Consider the following 17,239-nt stretch of genomic DNA (forward strand, 5'->3'; position numbering starts at 1 on the left):
CGCCCCATTATTGCAGACATTGGCGCCAAAAATCGTCGACAATTTTCATTTCTATGGCTAAAAACAATGCACGGCATTTGTCTGCGTATTTTTTAAGCAACTTATGACGCTGACTCCCCCGATTTCGTTTCCATAATGCGCTTCCCTCTTAATCACTGGCCCTTCCTCATTGGAGAGATCACCATGAGCTTCCCCTCGCCGCGCAAGTCCCTTGCCTCCCTGGGCGTCGCCCTTCTCACCCTTGCCGGAACGGCGTCCGCCCAGGCAGAGGACCTGCTGCCGGTCAAGTTCTCCCTGGACTGGAAGTTCGAGGGCCCCTCCGCCGCCTTCCTGCTGGCCAAGGAGAAGGGCTACTTCGAGGCCGAGGGGCTGGATGTGACCGTTGATTCGGGCAATGGCAGTTCCGGCGCGGTGACCCGGGTGGCCTCCGGCGCCTATGACATTGCCATGGCCGATCTGAACTCCATGATCGAGTTCAACGCCAACAACCCGGACAAGGCCATGAAGGCCATGTTTATCATCTACGATGCCCCGCCCTTCGCGCTGTTCACCCTGAAGAAAAGCGGCATCGATTCCGTCGAAAAAATGGCGGGAAAGACGTTCGGGGCGCCGGTTTTCGATGCCCCACGCAAACTGTTCCCCGCCTTTGCCTCGGTCACCGGCCTGGATAAGGACAGCGTGACTTGGGAGTCCATGGATCCCCCCTTGCGTGAACCCATGCTGATGCGCGGGGACGTGGATGGCATCTCCGGCTTCTACTTCACCAGCCTGTTGAACCTGCGGGGCCTGGGCATCAAAGCCGAGGATCTGAACATCTGGCAATATGCCGACGAGGGCCTGTCCCTGTACGGCAACGGCCTGATTGCCTCGCCGGAAATGATGAAGGATCACCCGAAGGCCATCACCGGTTTCCTGAAGGCCGTCATTAAGGGCTGGAAGGACGTGGTCGCCGATCCCAAGGCGGGTATCGCCGCCATCAAGGAGGTTGACCCCCTGATCGATGACGCCCTGGAGCTGGACCGCCTGCAATTGGCCATCGACAACAATGTGCTGACCGACTGGGTCAAGGCCAATGGCATGGGCGGCATCGACGACGCCCGCATGAAGACCGCCATTGATCAGGTGGTCCTGTCCTTCGGCCTGGAGCAGACCCCCGCCGTGGCCGATGTCTTCACCACGGAGTTCCTGCCCCCCGCCAAGGAGCGGATGCTCCAGTAGCACCGGTTTTGTGAGGAGGGGCGCCACCTTTATGGACCGCCCTTCTTCTTTTGAGACCATACCCTGAAAAGGTCGTCTTTCCCGCTTGGGCGCCAGAGTGCGCAGATTTCTTATCTATACTCTGTGTCCTCGAAAATCCGGAAAACCTGCTTCGCAGTTTCTGGGCCCTGCCCAGACCCGCAAAGGGTCGCGGACCCTTTGATCCCAAATGGGGGTCCGGGGCCTCAGGCCCCGGTGGGGGGTGGGGCAAAGCCCCGCGTTTTTCGGCTTTTTTAGGTCGTCATTCCCGCCCCAGCGGGGATGACAAAAGAGATCTCTTCCAATGAGCCGGAAAAACCGTGGTCTTGCGGACCCGCCCTTTCCCTTCCTATCCCCTAGGCTACCGGAGTGTCCATGTCCCATGCGTTCATCGAACTGGACCGGGTCCGTTTGCGTTATCGGGAAGGCGATGCCCTCGCCCTTGAGCAAACCACCCTATCCATCCGTGAAGGGGAGTTTGTTGCCGTCGTTGGTCCCAGCGGCTGCGGCAAATCCTCTCTGATGAAACTGGTCACTGGCCTGATGCCGCCCACCGAGGGCAACGTCATCGTTGCGGGCCAGGAAGTCACCGACCCCATTTCCATCGTCGGCATGGCCTTCCAGGCCTCCACCCTGCTGCCCTGGCGGACCACTCTCGACAACATCATGCTGCCGCTGGAGATCGTCCAGCCCCACCGCTCCCGCCTGCGCAAGCACAAGGCCAAGTACATCGAGAAGGCCCGCACCCTGCTGGCCGAGGTGGGCCTGAGTGGCTGCGAGGACAAATTCCCCTGGGAGCTGTCCGGCGGCATGCAGCAGCGGGCCAACCTCTGCCGGGCGCTAATCCATGGACCACGGCTGTTGATGCTCGACGAGCCGTTTGGAGCGCTCGATGCCTTCACCCGCGAGGAACTGTGGGATGCGCTCCAATCCCTGTGGATGGAGCATAAGTTCACGGTGATCCTGGTCACCCACGACCTGCGCGAAGCCGCCTATCTGGCCGACACTATCTATGTCATGAGCAAGCGCCCCGGACGCATCCTGGTGCGGCGGGAGAACGACCTGGCCCGGCCCCGCACCCAGGACACCAGTTTTACGCCGCCCTTCGTCGACCTGGTCCATGAACTGCGCGATGAAATCCGTTCCGTGAGGGCAAGCTGATGAGCACTGAAACTCCCGTTCCGCAGCCCCCTGCGCCCCCCGCACGCCGCAAAAAGCCCATGGGCCGTCGCTTGGCCGAACATGACGCGACCAAGAAAGCCGCGCCCTGGGTGGCGACCATCGGCTTGTTCGTCTTCTGGGAAATCATCTGCCGAGGCTTTTCCGTGCCAGAATACATCCTGCCCACCCCCTCGGCCAGTTTCGCCGCCATATGGCAGTACCGGGACGCGATCTGGCTCCATGCGGCCCAAACCCTCTATACCACGGTGGTCGGCTTTGTCATTGCAGTGGTCTTCGGCGTTCTTTTAGGGGCGCTGGTGGGCTCGTCGAAGACCATTTACGATGCGCTCAATCCCATGCTGATCGGCTTCAACAGCGTACCCAAAGTGGCCGTGGTGCCCATCCTGGTCATGTGGTTCGGCATCGGTACGGTTCCGGCCATCTTAACGGCTTTCCTCATTTCCTTCTTCCCCATCGTGGTCAATGTGGCAACGGGCTTGGCGACCTTGGAACCGGAACTGCGGGACGTATTGCGCTCCCTGGGGGCAACGCGGACGGATATTTTGATGAAGGTCGGTTTTCCCCGTGCCCAACCCTTCTTCTTCGCCTCCTTGAAAATTGCCATCACCCTGGCCTTCGTAGGGTCGGTGCTGTCGGAAACGGTGGCGTCCAACAAAGGCATCGGCTACCTAATGATGTCTGCCAGCTCCAAGTTCAACATGCCGTTGGTGTTCGCCGGTCTGATGGTGATTGCGGTGATGGGCATCGTCATGTACGAGATCTTCAACCGCATTGAAATGCACTCCACAAAGTGGGCGACGCGGGGCGGGCAGTAAGGGGCATCCGAGCGCACACCGTCACCGCATCGCCGTTTTTCCTGATCACCCCTGCGCAACCACTCCGCGCCCTGGGTTTGATCGGGATCGCCCCACGGTACACGACAGGGGATGTTTTCCCGTCACGGGGCTTTGCCCCCCCCTCTTTGGCGAGACTGGGGCCGAAAGGCCCCAGACCACGGGCTTTTACTTTTAGAGCGGAATGAGGGCGGAAAACCGGTACCCCTTTTTCCTCATTCCGCTCGCGAGAGCGTTATACCAAGCGGCGCGGGTTGAAACCCACGCCGCTTTTCTTGCGTTCAAACGCCATGCGGGCTTTTACCCGCCATAAGGCGCGGCGGCCACTTGGCCGCTTCCAAGGTGCGGTGAGGCAAACTCACCGCACCTTGGTATTATACCGCCCCACCCTCCGCCATCATGTCCTTCCAGGCCTGAAGGGCCGCCAAACTGTCGCGGGTCAGTTCCACCAGTCCGTCGGTCTCCACGGTGTCCGCGTCGGCGCCGCGCAACAGAGCCGCCTCCAGGGCTTTGGCCCGGCCGCGCAGGCGCATCAGGCCATAGGTTCCCGCTACCCCCGACAACCGGTGAGCGGCGTTGACCGAAGGTTCATCGTCCAACCGCCCGAGGGCCGATCGGATCGAGATCTCGGCCAGATCCACCAGACGGGCCACTTCCTCAGGCGGCAAAGCGGTGGCCATGTCCTCCAAATAGGCGGGCGTGAACAGGGGCGTCCCGTCTCGAGGATCCCCGCCCCTCGGGTTCGGATCCGGCTCAAGGGGGGACTCCGGGTTGGGCGGCGGTGCATTCCGGTTCTCCCAAGCAGCCTGGATCGCCGTGCGCAGGTCCGCCGACAGGATCGGTTTGGCCACGATGTCCACCGCCCCTGCGGCAAAGCAGGCAGCCCGGTCCTCGGGCAGGACGTTGGCGGTAACGGCGATAACCGGCGGCCCACCCCGTTCCCGTACCCTCCGGGTCACGTCCAGGCCAGACAGACCGGGCAGTCGCAAGTCCGTCAGCACCAAGTCGAACCGTTCCGTCTCCACCAGCTCCAGGGCCTCGGCGCCGGTGGTGGCCGAGTGGACACTATGGCCGTCGACGGTAAGAAAGCCCTCAAGCACCTGCCGGTTCACCGGTTCGTCCTCCACGAGCAAGATGGAGAGGCTGGGCAGGGGCGAGGGCGCCACCGACTGGGGCGGCAACCCCATGCCATCCGCCGAGCCGAAATCGAAGGTCAGATCCACGTGGAAGCGGGAGCCGCCGCCCGGATTGGCCTCGTGGAAAACGACCCCCCCCATACCTTCCACCAGCCGCCGGGAGATCGCCAGCCCCAGACCGGCTCCGCCATAACGGGTGGAGCGGTCGGCACTGACCTGGTTGAAGGGTTGGAACAGGGCCTCTCTGTGGGGCTCGGGCACGCCGATACCCGTATCCTCCACGGTCAAGCGGATCAGGGCCTGGGCGTGGTCCTGCCCACGCAAGGCCACCGAAAGGATAACGCCTCCCGTTTCGGTGAACTTGATGGCATTGCCCACCAGATTAAGCACCACCTGGCGCAAGCGGGCCGGGTCCCCCAGCAAGGCGACCGGGACCTCTTCGCCGACCATCAGGTCCAGGCTGATGCCCTTGCGTTCGGCGGTGGAACGCATGAGTTCGATAATACCGGTAAGCAGCCCCTCCAGATCAAAATCCTTGCGCAGGAAATCGACCTTGCCCGCCTCTACCCGGCTGATGTCGAGGATATCGTTCAGCAGTTCGGCCAAGGCCGCGCCGGACTGACGGATGGTGCGCACCTGAGCACGGGATTGATCGTCCAGCTCCCGGGCATCCAGCAGTTCGGCGACTCCCAGCAGGCCGTTCAAGGGAGTGCGGATCTCGTGACTCATCATCGCCAAGAAGTCGGTCTTGACCTGGACGGCATTCTCCGCCTGCTCCTTGGCAATGCGCAGTTCGGCGGTGCGTTCCTCCACCATGCGCTTGAGACCGGTCTGGTAGGCGTGGACCCGATGGGCCATGTCGTTGAAGGTCCTGGCCAGCGCCTTGACCTCCCGCGGGCCGGATTCGGCGTGAAGCTCGCGCACCTTACCGGAAGACAGCAGGGAGGCCGCCCCCTCCAGCTCCAGGATGGGCGCACTGATGGCCCGGGCAAGGAACAAAGCCACGGCGAGGACCAGAACGATCAGGGTCCCGAGCACCACAAAGCCCATATTGCGCAGCCGGTCGACCCGAGCCCTGCGCTCATCCAGGTCCGCCTTAACGACCATGGCCCAGCCATAGGAGGGCAAGTAGCGCCAAGCCGCCAGGACCTGATGCCCTCGATAGTCCACAGCCGCCCCGTGGCCCCGGTGGCCCGCCAGGGCCCGTTGGAAGGGCCAAGCCGCCGGATCGTCCGCGGCGATAACACCCGTCAAGGGTGCTTCGGCAGGGAAACGGGTGCCGCCATACAGGCGCACTCCCCCGGAATCCGCCGACCCAAGCTGGGTTTCCCCTGTCGCCCCCAAACCGGTGTAATCCTTCAGGACTGCGGCAATGTCCTGCAAGCCGACAGCCAACGCCACCACGCCTTGCACCGCACCGTCCCGAAGCATGGGCGCCGCAGAAAAGGCCACACCCCCACCTCGCCCATTATCGACAAAATCGGAGAGCTGGGGTTCCAACAGGGTGGAGGCCCTGTCAAAAACAATCCTCAGAGCCTCCCGCCCCTTCGCGCCCAAGGGTTCCCCGTCGGAGAAGACCACCACGCCATTGGGGGCGATCAAATAGAGGCCCGGAGCGTCCATGGTGGCCCTCACCCGGGTCAGGTAGGTCCGGAAATTCTCTTCCGGACTCCCCGGGTTGGGGGGCAACATGAGAGGGCCATGATCCATCCCCCATCCGGCACCCTGAAGCACCCCAACCGCCTGGGCCAAGAGCGGGGCCGAGGCTGCTATCCGCGCTTCCCGCAAACGGGCGCGGGCGTAGGACTCCACCTCCTGTGCGCGGCCATCGGCGATGACCGCCAGATTCTGGACGATTTCCTCGGAGATCTGGCGCTCGGCCGCATCAACATATCGCCAGCCAATCATGGCCATGGGCAAGAGACCCAGAACAACGAAGATCATGCCGATTTCAACGGCGAGGCTTAACCCCCCCGGAGACCGGGACCGGCCCTCCTTGCCCGCGCCTCGTCCCAAACGTCCCCCCATCATGACCCGCTCCGCGACGGAGCCGCCCAATGGTTGTTCCAACCCTTATACAAACCGTCGAGGAAAACCAGCCACTCCGGTTCGGTCAGGAATCCGGGAAAGGGTTCGGGCCGGATCGGCCGACCACTGCTCCACACGATGGAAAAATCCCCCGCAGTCGTCATACGTCCAATCAAGACCGTCCGCCAGGTGTGCTGGCTGGCCGGATCGATGTACACGATGCCACTCGGCGCGCGCATGGACTGTCCCATCAGAAAGGCGCGGTAATCGGCGTAATCGGCACTGCCCGCTTCCTCCACTGCCCGGGCCCAAAGCTGAACACCGAAATAGGCCGCTTCCATGGGGGCAGTGGTGACGTAGCTCTGTCCATAAGCAGCGCGGAAGGCCTTGACGAAGGCCTTATTTTCCGGAGAATCGACGCTCTGGAAATAATTTCGCGATGCATAATCCCCTGCCACCAGATCAGGTCCGATCGCTTGGACCTCCGCTTCCGCCAGACTGAAGGACATGACCGGGATGTCGTCAGAGCGGATCCCGGCGGCCCGAAGTTGGTGGTAGAAGGCAATGTTGCTGTCGCCATTGATCGTGTTGAAGATCACGTCCGGATGGATCTTCTTGATCTCTTCAATGATGGCGGAGAAATCCCGGCCTCCCAGGGGAACATAACCCTCGCCGACAATCTTACCCTTCAGGGCACCGACCTGAATGCGGATGATCGCATTGGCCGTGCGGGGAAAGACGTAGTCCGATCCCACCAGATAAATCCGCCGCCCCAGGTTATCGATGGACCATTTGGTGGCCGGGATGATCTGTTGATTGGGGGCAGCGCCGGTGTAGATGATGTTGGGCGAACGCTCCAAGCCCTCGTACTGGACGGGATAAAACAGCACACCCTTGTCCCGTTCGAACACGGGTTTGACCGTCTTCCGGCAGGCCGAGGTCCAGCAGCCGAACACAGCAGAAACCTTATCCTGAACGATCAATTCCTCGGCTTTTTTGGCAAACAGCGCCCAGTCGGAACGACCATCGATGACGATGGGCTCCACCCGTCGCCCGAGGACCCCGCCGTTCTGATTCAACTGGTCGATGGCAAACAGGGTGGCGTCGGCGACCGTGCGCTCGCTAACCGCCATGGTCCCGCTGAGGGAGTGGAGCACACCAACCTTGATGGGATCCTTCGAAGGGCTTCGGTCCACGCCGGTCAACAGGGGGGCCACATAGGTGATCAGCAGCCCCAGCGCCAAAGCGGCAATTGCGGCCACATAGTAGCGGTGATGTTGCGCCAGTACCCGATTGCCCCTTGAAAACACCATTTCGTCCCTTTTGTTCCTCGTCGGTGTTCTCCAACCATCAAACCGACGATCAGACCCTGTAGCCCTCCTCCAAAAGAACCTGACGCACCTTGGGGCGGGAAACCATCAGGTCATAATGGGCGCGGCAGGCGTCGGGCATCTTCAGATTAATACGATCAGCCCAGAATTCCACATAGAACAATGCGGCGTCGGCAATGGTGAAGTGATCCAAAAGCAGTCCGCCGCCCTTGGCCTCCAACCGCTTGGCGAGGATCCCCAAACCCGTCTGGACAATCCTCTTGCCCTGGTCCTCGATGGCTTGCCGGTCCTCTTCCCGGAACAGATAGCGGTCTGTGGTGAAAATCCGGGTGTATCCCTGCATGTGGATGGTGCCAACCACATGGCTCATGATCTCCAGAACATCGGCCTGGCCGCCTGGGTCCTCGGGCAACAGTTTCGCCTTGGGGTAGGTCAGGGCCAACCACCAGGCGATAGCCTGAAACTCGGCCAGCGCTGTGCCATCTTCCCTCACCAGCACAGGAATGGTGCCCTTGGGATTGATCGCCAGGAAGTCCGGCTTGGTGTTATCGCCCTTGGGCAGGTTCACGATATGAACAGCAAACAGCAGATCCAGTTCCTCCAACAGGATGTGAATGCCGGTCGAACAGGATCCGGGGGTCATATGAAAATGCAGCATGGGTGAAACGCTCCCCCCCTAGAGTGATGGTACTCCAGGGGAGCTAGCAAGAACGGCGCCAGGGGGAAGGGAAGGAAAGAGGCTGGAAATCCGCGTTTTTCCCCTCCTCTTGTCGGATTTGCGACAAAAAAATGCGACATGCGCGCCCCCTCCACCCCCCTTTCGCCCCCCCCCTTTCACCCCCCCTCTCGCCAGTGTAAGCCGCCAAAACCCCGTCTCTTCGGGGAGTTCGGCAAGTGGTTCGGTCCTTGCTTGGATGGGGGGAAGCAGCACGGAAAGGACCTGTTCACCCATGCCCCCCCTGTCCGAAACGGCCTCCCCCTCCACCGCGTTCTCCCCGGCCCGGGCCTACCACGAAGCCAGCAAGCACCGGGTGGAGGGCTATGCCCCCAGTCCCGGCTTTCTCGACTGGGACTCCCAGCCCTCCCCGTTCCGCCGCTACCGGGGTGCACCGGTGGTTGCCCTGCCGCTGATTACCACGCTGACAGAGGCCCCAACCCGCCCCACCCTCGCCGCGCTGGGCCATATGATGGAGTTGGCCCTGGGCCTGACCGCCTGGAAATCCCTGGGTCCAGACCGCTGGTCCCTGCGCGCCAACCCGTCCAGCGGCAATCTCCATCCAACGGAGGGCTATCTGCTGCTTTGGGCGACGGACGAGCCCGATGCCCTTCCGCCGGGGCTCTACCATTACGCCCCCCAGGACCATCTGTTGGAGCGCCGGGCCAGCCTGGACACCGCCCTGGCCGCAGAACTCACCGCCGCCCATCCCGGGACTTGGGGTGCCGTTGGGCTGTCGTCTGTCGTCTGGCGAGAGGAATGGAAATACGGCTCTCGGGCCTACCGCTACTGCCAACATGACCTGGGCCATGCACTGGCCTGTCTGGGCGTGGCCGCAGGAATCGTCGGCTGGCGAATGCGCCTGGATCCTCGCCCCGCAGACGCCACTGTCTCCGCATGCCTGGGCTTGGACCGGATCCCGGACAGAAACGGAGCCGAAGCAGAACAGCCCGACCTCCTCGCTCTGCTGGGCTCCACGCCGGATCTGGCGACACCGCTGCCCTGGGACCGGATTGCGCAGGGCCTCGCGGACTGGAGGGGAGAGGCCGACGGCCCCATCGCCCCGCGGGTGCGGTGGCCCGAAGTGGCGGCCGTTCTCTCTGCCCTGGACAAGGGGGAAACCACCCTCCCCGCCACTCCCACCGTTTCTCCTTCAACGACCTTTGCGCCCTTCGCTCCCCGTCCGGCATTGATCCGTCAAAGGCGCAGCGCCCAGCGCATGGACGGCAAAACGCCGATGGAATGGACAGCCTTCGAACGCAGCCTGTCCCGAACCCTTCCCCAGACCGCAAGCGCACCCTTCGACCTCTGGCCCTGGAATCCGGCACTCAATCTGCTGCTGTTCGTCCATGGTGTGGAGGGATTGGAGCCCGGCCTGTACCTGCTCGACCGCTGCCCGAAGCGCGCAACTGATTTCCGTGCAGCCTGTTCGGCACCGGACCTGTCCTGGTCCCCAATTCCCGGCACCGACCTCCCCCTCTTCGCCCTGCGGACCCCGCTGGACCTGCGGCGAGAGACGTCGAAACTGTCCTGCCGCCAGGGAATTGCCGGGCGGGGGGCCTTCTCCCTAGGGATGATCGGCGCCCTGGGCCCTGTGTTGGAGGAGGAGGGAGACTGGGCCTACCGCCGCCTCCATTGGGAGGCCGGGATGATCGGCCAGGTGCTTTACCTGGAAGCAGAAGCAGCGGGGTTGCGCGGCACGGGCATTGGCTGCTTCCTGGACGATGCGGTCCATGGGCTGTTGGGACTGGACAGGGGGCCCTACGCACCCTGGGCCACCCTTTACCACTTCACCATTGGAAAGGCCCTTGAGGACAGCCGCCTGTCCACCGAACCGGCCTACACTCCCCTTTCGGAGCCCCGCAGATGAGCACAACCACGCCCGACTTAGCGGATTACGTCCACCTGTTTCAAACCTATGGAAACGACCTGGGCGACCTTTACCAAGAACCGGAAGATGATCGCTACGCCCTGCTGTTCGAGCAGGTGACCCGCCTGTTGGTCAAACCCTCGCCCTTCAATCTGACTCTGGCCGAGCCTTTCCGGATCTCCGCCCATCGCTACCTGGACGGGGACCCGATCACGGTCAGGCATTTAAAGGACCCGGCAAACCGACATTTCATGCTCTGCGACCTACACGACTGGATCATGCTCCGCGGCGGGCTGGCCTTGAAGCGAGCCCAGGCAAAGCAGGCAGGCAGATAGCCCGGCAGGCCGTCGCGTTTTGCTGCCTCTTTCCAGAAAACCGGGTCCACACAGGAAGACCGGCCCGTCATCGCGGTGACATTTTCCCTCGCAGGGCGCGCACGGCGCAGCCCGGAGTCGTGAGCACGGGAGCAGAGGTCACGCTTTGGACCTGAGCAGCCGCCCGGGCCAGGGAAAACTGGCCGAGGATCACCGCGTCCACCTCCCCCACCCCCCGGCAGGCCTCCCTGGCGAGGCGGTCATGGGTCGCGCCGTCCCCGGCCTTCAAGGCCGCCAGTGCCCCCTCGACAAAGATGGGAGTCACCGTCACCTCCCGCCCCCGGGCTGCGGCCATGGCATGCAACTCCGCTTCGAGCGCCGCCAGGGACGGACCAAAGGTGACCACCAGAGCCAGACGACTCCCCCGGTCGAGGGCTTCCTCAAAAGCGGACTCATTGGGCCGCAAAACGGGCAGAGAGAGACGCGCCTTCACCGCATCAATCGCCGGACCAAAGGCGGAACAGGTAAAAAGAATAGCCTGGGTCTGTCCGGCCTTGCCGTCCAACCCGACAGCGTAATCCGCCAAGGTCTGGAAGCGGTCCATCATCGCGGTATCCAGAGTTCCCACCTCGGCCAAATCAATGGCCAGGGAGGTATCGAGAAGGTCAAAGGCGAAGGCCTCCGGCCACTCCTCGGCGAAGGCGGCCCGGGCCGGAAGGACGGAGTCCTCAAGGGCATGGATCAGCGCAATTCGAGGTCCCACCCCAGCCGGTTTTTCAGACATTGTCCTCTCCTTGCCACGCCTTCAGGGTCCCCATCAAAGGTCCAACGGCAAACATCCGCCCCTGTATCCTACCGCCAAGTGTCGTCTGAACTTTTACACCTTAGGTGCAAGGTACACGACAGTCAGTCCTTTTCAGTCAAGGGGCTTTGCTCCGTCCCCCACCGGGGCCGAAAGGCCCCAAACTATTACTTTTGGCCGAAAGGCCCCAAACTATTGCTTTTGGCCGAAAGGCCCCAGACCCCAGGAAAAAAGGGGGGCTTGGGGGCATTTGCCCCCAAATGGGCTTGGGCAATCGCCCAAAAAACACGAGACACGGTCGTGTCCTGTGCCTTACGCGACCTGAACCGCCCATTTATCCTGCGTCAACAGGGCCCGCCCTGACCGGACGAGGCCATCGGTCACATCGCCTTCGATGGCGACAGCAACCGCCTCAGGATCCCGGGCGCGCAGGGCCTCGACCAGTTTCTTGTGGTGATCGACCACGTAAACGCCGCCAAGATGACGCACCACCTGCCGCTGAAACGGGCCAAGTTGCAGCCAGACCGATTCAATGAGCGGCATCACGGCCTGATCGGGGTTCAGGCAATAAAGTAAACCATGGAAGCGACGGTTAAGGTGGGTCAACTCATCGAAATCGCCCGCCGCGTAGCTGGCATCCATCCGTTCGTCCAAGGCCACCAGACTGTCAACCAGACGGTCCGAGACATAAGGGAGGGATCGTTGCGCTGCATAGGTTTCCAGAACCACGCGCAGGCGCACCAACTCCTCAAAACGGCCAGGGGTCATGTCTGGCACCCGCAAGCGCCGATTTCCCAAGACCTCAATCGCGTTCTCCGAACTCAGGCGACGCACGGCCTCGCGGATGGGCGTCAGACTCAAGGCCAGGCTCTCCGCCAGATTGCGGATCGTCAGGGCGGTTCCGGGCTTGATGGCACCGACCATAATCGCGTTTCTCAACCGTTCATACGCGTATTCCTGAGTCGTCGCCCCTTCCGGCATGTCAATCTCGGGAATGGTCAATGTGCTCATTTTTTCACCTTATGGACTCGAAGACGGGAAACACCGCTTCCCTGGATCGGGACAAGGCGCCCCTCCGTTACCCCACTCGCGACAGGGGGCAGCGCTATTGTATCCATTGACATCCGGATCACCGCTTCCAATCTCCACCGAGCGGATCCGATCGGAGGCGCCTCCCCCACCAGACTCATGAGGACATATCGTGAAGATCGGAATACTCCAAACGGGAAAATGCCCAGACGAACTTCAGAGCCTCCACGGAGATTATGATACCATGTTCGCCCGGCTTTTGGACGGACAGGGGTTCACGTTTGAAACCTATCCCGTTGTAGACGGACATTTCCCCCCCTCCGTGGAGGCTGCGGAGGGGTGGCTGATCACCGGATCCAAACACGGGGTCTACGAAGATCACCCCTGGATCGCCCCCTTGGAAACCTTCCTGCGCGACGCCTACGCCGCCGACCGTCCCATCGTCGGCATCTGCTTCGGACATCAGATCCTGGCCCAAGCCCTGGGTGGAACCGTCGAGAAATTTGTCGGCGGTTGGTCCGTAGGCGTAACCGAGTATGACCTGGTGTCCGGCGCGCCCGCCGAACGGATCATCGCCTGGCATCAGGATCAGGTGATTGTCCCTCCTGCCGAAGCCCGCGTCCTGGCCAGTTCGGATTTCTGTCCTTACGCCATGCTGGCCTATGGAACCAAAGCCTTGACGTACCAGCCCCATCCGGAGTTTTCTCCCGCCTTCATGACCGACCTTCTTGCCGTACGACGGTCCATTCTTCCGCCCGCGATCGCAGAGGCCGCCGTGACCTCGCTGGCGCTTCCCCTGACCTCGTCCAGGGCAGCCGCCCAAATTGCCAGCTTTTTTAAGACCCGCCAAATCCACTGACCCCCCGAGGAGCGCCGCCCCGTTTCGCTCTCGTCATACTCTGTGTCCTTGAAAATCCGGAAACCCTGCTTCGCAGTTGCTGGGCTCTGCCCAGACCCGCAAAGGGTCACAGACCCTTTGATCCCATTGGAAAAAAAACGAATGGGGATTCGGGGCCCCAGGCCCCAATGGGCGGCGGTGAAGTAGAGCCCTGCATTTGGTGCCCTTTCCTCTGACAGGCAATCCTCACGGGACAAATCTTGCCACCCGGTAAATGATACGTTATAACATCACATATCATTTGCTCGGAGGCCCCCACTCCCCATGTCAAACCGCGACCCCTTTTTATCATCTCTCATAGCCTTGGGATCTCTTCGGCGCCTTGGAGGCGTCGCCATAGTGATCTGCAGCCTTTGGCTTCTGATCCTATGGGCGGTGGCTTTGCCATGAGTTTGGATTCCATCGACCTTGAGGATGTGACCCTTGTCTATGACCGCCATCCGGCGGTCCACCATGCCTCCGGGTCCTTCGCGCCGGGAAGTCTCACGGCTATCGCCGGTCCGAACGGCGCCGGAAAATCCACCCTGCTCAAAGCCTTGATGGGGGACCTTCCCCTGGCAACGGGTCGGATCCACCGGGGCAGTCTCTCCTCTACTGAGATTGGGTACATTCCGCAGGCCGCTGAAATCGACCGCCGCTTTCCCTTGACCGTGGCCGATACGGTCATGCTGGGCGCTTGGCGACGGACCGGCGCCTTCGGCGCGGCGACTGCGGCCATCGCCCGGCAAGCCCGGAAGGCTCTCCTTTCCGTTGGGCTTGAGGGATTTGAAAGACGCCATATCGGGTCACTCTCCGCCGGGCAGTTCCAGCGGGTCCTGTTCGCCAGACTTCTACTCCAGGATGCCGGAGTGATCATCCTGGATGAGCCTTTTACCGCCATTGATGCAAAAACAACGCGCGACCTTTTGACCCTCGTTCACCGCTGGCACGAGGACGGGCGAACCGTAATCGCCGTGTTGCACGATTTCGATCAGGTGCGGGCCCACTTTCCGCAAACCCTGCTCCTCTCCCGCGAAGTCATCGCCTGGGGGGACACGGAAACCGCCCTTTCGTCGGCCAACCTCCTTCAAGCCAGGGCCATGGCGGAAAGTTGGGACGACAACGCGCAGGTTTGCGCTCCAAACATGCGGCAATCGGCATGACCCTTCAGACCCTCCTCATTGACCCCTTTGTCGAGTATGGCTTCATGCGTCGCGCCCTCGTGGCCACCATCGCGCTGGGGTTGGGCTCTGGCCCGGTCGGCGTTCTTCTGATGTTGCGGCGGATGAGTCTTGTCGGCGATGCCATGAGCCATGCGGTCCTCCCGGGTGCAGCCATCGGGTTCCTCATCTCCGGCGGTTTGTCCCTTCTGGCCATGGGGTTGGGAGGACTTGTCGCCGGATTGAGCGTCGCCCTGCTGTCCGGTCTGGTGAGCAGAACAACGGCACTGAAGGAAGACGCCAGTTTCGCCAGCTTTTATCTGGCCTCCTTGGCCCTCGGTGTTCTGATCGTCTCCCTGAGGGGGTCCAACATCGACCTGTTGCACGTTCTGTTCGGCACGATCCTGGCGATTGATGCCCCAGCCCTCACCCTCGTCGGCAGTATCGCATCGCTGACCCTTGTCATCCTGGCCTTGGTCTACCGCCCCCTGGTCGCAGAATGCTTCGATCCAGGATTCCTGCGGGCCGTTGGAGGACGTGGATCCCTCTATCACACCCTTTTTCTGTTTCTGGTCGCGGTGAACCTTGTCGCCGGGTTCCAGGCCCTCGGCACGTTGATGGCCGTTGGCATGATGATGCTCCCCGCCGCCATTGCGCAGCTTTGGGCTCGCACCCTTCCAGTGATGTGTCTGATTGCCACGGCAACAGCGAGCCTGTCTGGCTTTGTCGGACTGATCGTGTCTTACCACCTCGGTTTCGCCACAGGGCCAACCATCATTCTCACGGCAAGCCTGCTCTATGGCCTGTCGTTGATCGTCGCCCCCGCAGGTGCGGGCCGACGCCTCTTTCCCCGTCCCCACCTGACGGGCTGAGTTTTTACCAAGGAGACATTCTGTGAAACGATCAATCCCCATCGTGGGCCTCATCGGCCTCGCCCTGTCGGCAACGCTGTATACCTCGATAGCATCAGCCAAAACGCTGGAGGCGGTGGCCAGCTTCAGCGTGCTCGCCGATGTGGTCAAACAGGTTGGCGGCGACGCCGTTCATGTGAAAAGCCTTGTTCCTGTCAACGGGGATCCCCATGATTTTGAGCCCTCGCCCGACGATGCCAAGGCCCTGAAGTCTGCGGATGTCACCTTTGTCAGTGGCCTGGGCCTCGAAGGGTGGTTCGAGCGTCTCGCCAAGGCATCTGGTTACGCCGACGACCCGGTTGTCGTATCCGACGGCATCAAAACCCTGACCCTTGAGGAAGACGGACAAACCATCACGGATCCCCATGTGTGGAACAGCGCTGCCAATGTTCTGATCTGGGTCACCAATATCGAAAAGGCTTTGTCCAAGGCAGACCCGGAGGATGCAGCGACATTCAAGGCCAATGCGGAGCAGTACAGCAAAAAACTGCGCGACCTTGATAGATACGCAACATCCAGTATTTCCTCGATCCCACCGGAAAAACGCAAAGTTCTGACCAGCCATGATGCTTTTGGCTATTTTGGCCATGAATATGGAGTGACGTTCCTGTCTCCCCTCGGTGTTTCAACGGAGACCGAGGCCTCGGCAGCAGATGTGGCCCAATTGATCGATCAAATCAAAGAGGAGCAAGTGAAGGTCTACTTCATCGAGAATTCCAACGATCCTCGCCTCGTGAAGCAGATCGCCAATGCAACCGGAGCCGAGCCCGGCGGTGAGCTTTACGTGGAATCCCTGTCGGATGCGGCGGGTCCGGCGCCAACCTACGCCAAGATGTTCCGCTATAACGTCGATCAGATTGTCGGCGCCATCATGAAATAACGCCGCAACACACCACACCGCCGCGACGTCGACCAAATTGCCGCCACCGTTGAGGTCCTATTATCGCCCCTGTAAAAGAATCGGATCGCAGGTGAGGCATGCTTATGACGACGATTGGTCGCGGACTGCGGCATCTCGCTGCAGCGGCTTGCAATTTGGGGATGGGACTCGCCCTGGGTCTCATCCCCACCTTAGCCCATGCCCATGTCATCACCATGGGTGGGGGCGGGTTCGGCAGCGGTTTTGAACATCCACTGACCGGACCGGATCATTTCCTGGCCATGTTCGCCGTTGGCGTTTGGGGGGCGCAGATGGGCGGGCGCGCCGTCTGGTCCCTGCCGGTGACCTTTCCGCTGATCATGGTCCTGGGTGGTGTTATGGGGATCCTCGCCATCCCACTTCCCGGCATCGAAACCGGGATCGCGCTGTCCATTCTGGCCTTAGGTTTGGCGATCGCTCTCGCCTGGCGTCCAAAGGAGTGGATCGCGCTTTTTCTCATCGCGATCTTCGCCATTTGCCATGGGTACGCCCATGGAGCAGAATTGCCCCGTGCCGCAGACCCGGCGGATTACGCCATCGGGTTTGTCCTTGCGACGGGGATGATCCATCTGATCGGGATCGGCGTGGGCCTTGCCCTGTCCAAACCCCTGAATGGCCGCCTTGCCCGCGCCCTGGGTCTGATAATCGCAGGCGGCGGGGTCTATTTCTTGATCGTCTAGCATTACAGTTGCGTTCTTTGATGACATCTGACTCTATGAGTTTCCATGCGTCGAAGGTCATGGATGACGGGTGCATCGATTAAGGCGACGCTTGAGCTTTGGGCGTCTTCGCTGCGAGCAGTGAAGGCGCGGATGCATCCGCTGTTCACCCAGGACCGTGTAGCGGTTTACGTGTAGCGGTTTTTGGACGGGTTGCTGGGGGAGGAACGCCGCAAG

The 17,239-nt window shown here is 61.6% G+C and carries 15 protein-coding genes; 10 read left to right on the forward strand and 5 right to left on the reverse strand.

Translation table 11 applies throughout. From position 1 onward, the window contains the following. Nucleotides 1-183: 183 nt before the first annotated feature. The 3 genes from ACLIRY_RS19775 to ACLIRY_RS19785 all read left to right on the forward strand — a co-directional run bounded on the left by ACLIRY_RS19775 (nucleotide 184) and on the right by ACLIRY_RS19785 (nucleotide 3,233). Nucleotides 184-1,218 carry an ABC transporter substrate-binding protein gene (locus ACLIRY_RS19775; protein ID WP_413207146.1) on the forward strand — a complete coding sequence of 345 codons (1,035 nt, stop codon included), beginning with the start codon at nucleotides 184-186 and terminating at the stop codon, nucleotides 1,216-1,218. A 393-nt stretch (nucleotides 1,219-1,611) separates the two neighbouring features. Then, the gene (locus ACLIRY_RS19780; RefSeq protein ID WP_413207147.1) at nucleotides 1,612-2,397 is read left to right on the forward strand and encodes an ABC transporter ATP-binding protein; all 786 of its coding nucleotides are present in this window, start codon (nucleotides 1,612-1,614) and stop codon (nucleotides 2,395-2,397) included. Next, on the forward strand, nucleotides 2,397-3,233 hold the full coding sequence (locus ACLIRY_RS19785; RefSeq protein ID WP_413207148.1) for an ABC transporter permease: 837 nt from the start codon (nucleotides 2,397-2,399) through the stop codon (nucleotides 3,231-3,233). The genes ACLIRY_RS19780 and ACLIRY_RS19785 overlap by 1 nt, the downstream gene beginning before the upstream one ends. A 392-nt stretch (nucleotides 3,234-3,625) precedes the next feature. On the opposite strand, the gene ACLIRY_RS19790 is transcribed toward ACLIRY_RS19785, so the two are convergent. Genes ACLIRY_RS19790 through ACLIRY_RS19800 form a run of 3 tightly spaced genes read right to left on the reverse strand, consistent with a single transcriptional unit; the run spans nucleotide 3,626 to nucleotide 8,404 of the window. Continuing rightward, entirely contained in the window at nucleotides 3,626-6,445 is a 2,820-nt protein-coding gene (locus ACLIRY_RS19790; RefSeq protein ID WP_413207149.1) for a response regulator, read from the reverse strand. After that, nucleotides 6,415-7,728, reverse strand: a complete 1,314-nt coding sequence (urtA, locus tag ACLIRY_RS19795) for an urea ABC transporter substrate-binding protein (protein WP_413207150.1) — start codon at nucleotides 7,726-7,728, stop codon at nucleotides 6,415-6,417. The genes ACLIRY_RS19790 and urtA overlap by 31 nt, the downstream gene beginning before the upstream one ends. A 49-nt stretch (nucleotides 7,729-7,777) precedes the next feature. Continuing rightward, entirely contained in the window at nucleotides 7,778-8,404 is a 627-nt protein-coding gene (locus tag ACLIRY_RS19800) for a glutathione S-transferase family protein (RefSeq protein ID WP_413207151.1), read from the reverse strand. 292 nt (nucleotides 8,405-8,696) lie between these two features. On the opposite strand from ACLIRY_RS19800, the gene ACLIRY_RS19805 reads away from it, so the two are divergent. Together ACLIRY_RS19805 and ACLIRY_RS19810 are read left to right on the forward strand one after the other, a co-directional pair. Further along, complete coding sequence (locus ACLIRY_RS19805; RefSeq protein WP_413207152.1) at nucleotides 8,697-10,331, forward strand: SagB/ThcOx family dehydrogenase; 1,635 nt, start codon at nucleotides 8,697-8,699, stop codon at nucleotides 10,329-10,331. Beyond that, nucleotides 10,328-10,666: a hypothetical protein gene (locus tag ACLIRY_RS19810; protein ID WP_413207153.1), complete on the forward strand. Its 339-nt coding sequence runs from the start codon at nucleotides 10,328-10,330 to the stop codon at nucleotides 10,664-10,666. The genes ACLIRY_RS19805 and ACLIRY_RS19810 overlap by 4 nt, the downstream gene beginning before the upstream one ends. A gap of 67 nt (nucleotides 10,667-10,733) precedes the next feature. On the opposite strand, the gene ACLIRY_RS19815 is transcribed toward ACLIRY_RS19810, so the two are convergent. Together ACLIRY_RS19815 and ACLIRY_RS19820 are read right to left on the reverse strand one after the other, a co-directional pair. After that, complete coding sequence (locus tag ACLIRY_RS19815) at nucleotides 10,734-11,429, reverse strand: aspartate/glutamate racemase family protein (protein ID WP_413207154.1); 696 nt, start codon at nucleotides 11,427-11,429, stop codon at nucleotides 10,734-10,736. A gap of 330 nt (nucleotides 11,430-11,759) precedes the next feature. Then, nucleotides 11,760-12,458, reverse strand: a complete 699-nt coding sequence (locus tag ACLIRY_RS19820) for a GntR family transcriptional regulator (RefSeq protein WP_413207155.1) — start codon at nucleotides 12,456-12,458, stop codon at nucleotides 11,760-11,762. Nucleotides 12,459-12,720: 262 nt separating this feature from the next. Here ACLIRY_RS19820 and ACLIRY_RS19825 point away from each other — a divergent pair, with 262 nt between their 5' ends. From ACLIRY_RS19825 to ACLIRY_RS19845, 5 genes are all read left to right on the forward strand, one after another. Beyond that, the gene (locus tag ACLIRY_RS19825) at nucleotides 12,721-13,335 is read left to right on the forward strand and encodes a type 1 glutamine amidotransferase (protein ID WP_413207156.1); all 615 of its coding nucleotides are present in this window, start codon (nucleotides 12,721-12,723) and stop codon (nucleotides 13,333-13,335) included. A gap of 425 nt (nucleotides 13,336-13,760) precedes the next feature. After that, entirely contained in the window at nucleotides 13,761-14,516 is a 756-nt protein-coding gene (locus tag ACLIRY_RS19830; protein ID WP_413207157.1) for a metal ABC transporter ATP-binding protein, read from the forward strand. Then, nucleotides 14,513-15,385, forward strand: coding sequence for a metal ABC transporter permease (locus tag ACLIRY_RS19835; RefSeq protein ID WP_413207158.1), 873 nt, complete (start codon nucleotides 14,513-14,515; stop codon nucleotides 15,383-15,385). The genes ACLIRY_RS19830 and ACLIRY_RS19835 overlap by 4 nt, the downstream gene beginning before the upstream one ends. A gap of 22 nt (nucleotides 15,386-15,407) precedes the next feature. Beyond that, entirely contained in the window at nucleotides 15,408-16,304 is an 897-nt protein-coding gene (locus ACLIRY_RS19840; protein ID WP_413207159.1) for a metal ABC transporter substrate-binding protein, read from the forward strand. A 98-nt stretch (nucleotides 16,305-16,402) separates the two neighbouring features. Further along, nucleotides 16,403-17,023 carry a HupE/UreJ family protein gene (locus ACLIRY_RS19845; protein ID WP_413207160.1) on the forward strand — a complete coding sequence of 207 codons (621 nt, stop codon included), beginning with the start codon at nucleotides 16,403-16,405 and terminating at the stop codon, nucleotides 17,021-17,023. The last annotated feature ends 216 nt before the right edge of the window (nucleotides 17,024-17,239 follow it).

Source organism: Rhodospirillum sp. A1_3_36 (assembly GCF_047263945.1).
Classification (GTDB): Bacteria; Pseudomonadota; Alphaproteobacteria; order Rhodospirillales; family Rhodospirillaceae; genus Rhodospirillum.

Coding starts and splice junctions, on each gene's coding strand:
- ACLIRY_RS19775 (WP_413207146.1), top strand. CDS start 184: ATGAGCTTCCCCTCGCCGCGCAAGTCCCTTGCCTCCCTGGGCGTCGCC.
- ACLIRY_RS19780 (WP_413207147.1), top strand. CDS start 1,612: ATGTCCCATGCGTTCATCGAACTGGACCGGGTCCGTTTGCGTTATCGG.
- ACLIRY_RS19785 (WP_413207148.1), top strand. CDS start 2,397: ATGAGCACTGAAACTCCCGTTCCGCAGCCCCCTGCGCCCCCCGCACGC.
- urtA (WP_413207150.1), bottom strand. CDS start 7,728: ATGGTGTTTTCAAGGGGCAATCGGGTACTGGCGCAACATCACCGCTAC.
- ACLIRY_RS19800 (WP_413207151.1), bottom strand. CDS start 8,404: ATGCTGCATTTTCATATGACCCCCGGATCCTGTTCGACCGGCATTCAC.
- ACLIRY_RS19805 (WP_413207152.1), top strand. CDS start 8,697: ATGCCCCCCCTGTCCGAAACGGCCTCCCCCTCCACCGCGTTCTCCCCG.
- ACLIRY_RS19810 (WP_413207153.1), top strand. CDS start 10,328: ATGAGCACAACCACGCCCGACTTAGCGGATTACGTCCACCTGTTTCAA.
- ACLIRY_RS19815 (WP_413207154.1), bottom strand. CDS start 11,429: ATGTCTGAAAAACCGGCTGGGGTGGGACCTCGAATTGCGCTGATCCAT.
- ACLIRY_RS19820 (WP_413207155.1), bottom strand. CDS start 12,458: ATGAGCACATTGACCATTCCCGAGATTGACATGCCGGAAGGGGCGACG.
- ACLIRY_RS19825 (WP_413207156.1), top strand. CDS start 12,721: ATGTTCGCCCGGCTTTTGGACGGACAGGGGTTCACGTTTGAAACCTAT.
- ACLIRY_RS19830 (WP_413207157.1), top strand. CDS start 13,761: ATGAGTTTGGATTCCATCGACCTTGAGGATGTGACCCTTGTCTATGAC.
- ACLIRY_RS19835 (WP_413207158.1), top strand. CDS start 14,513: ATGACCCTTCAGACCCTCCTCATTGACCCCTTTGTCGAGTATGGCTTC.
- ACLIRY_RS19845 (WP_413207160.1), top strand. CDS start 16,403: ATGCTTATGACGACGATTGGTCGCGGACTGCGGCATCTCGCTGCAGCG.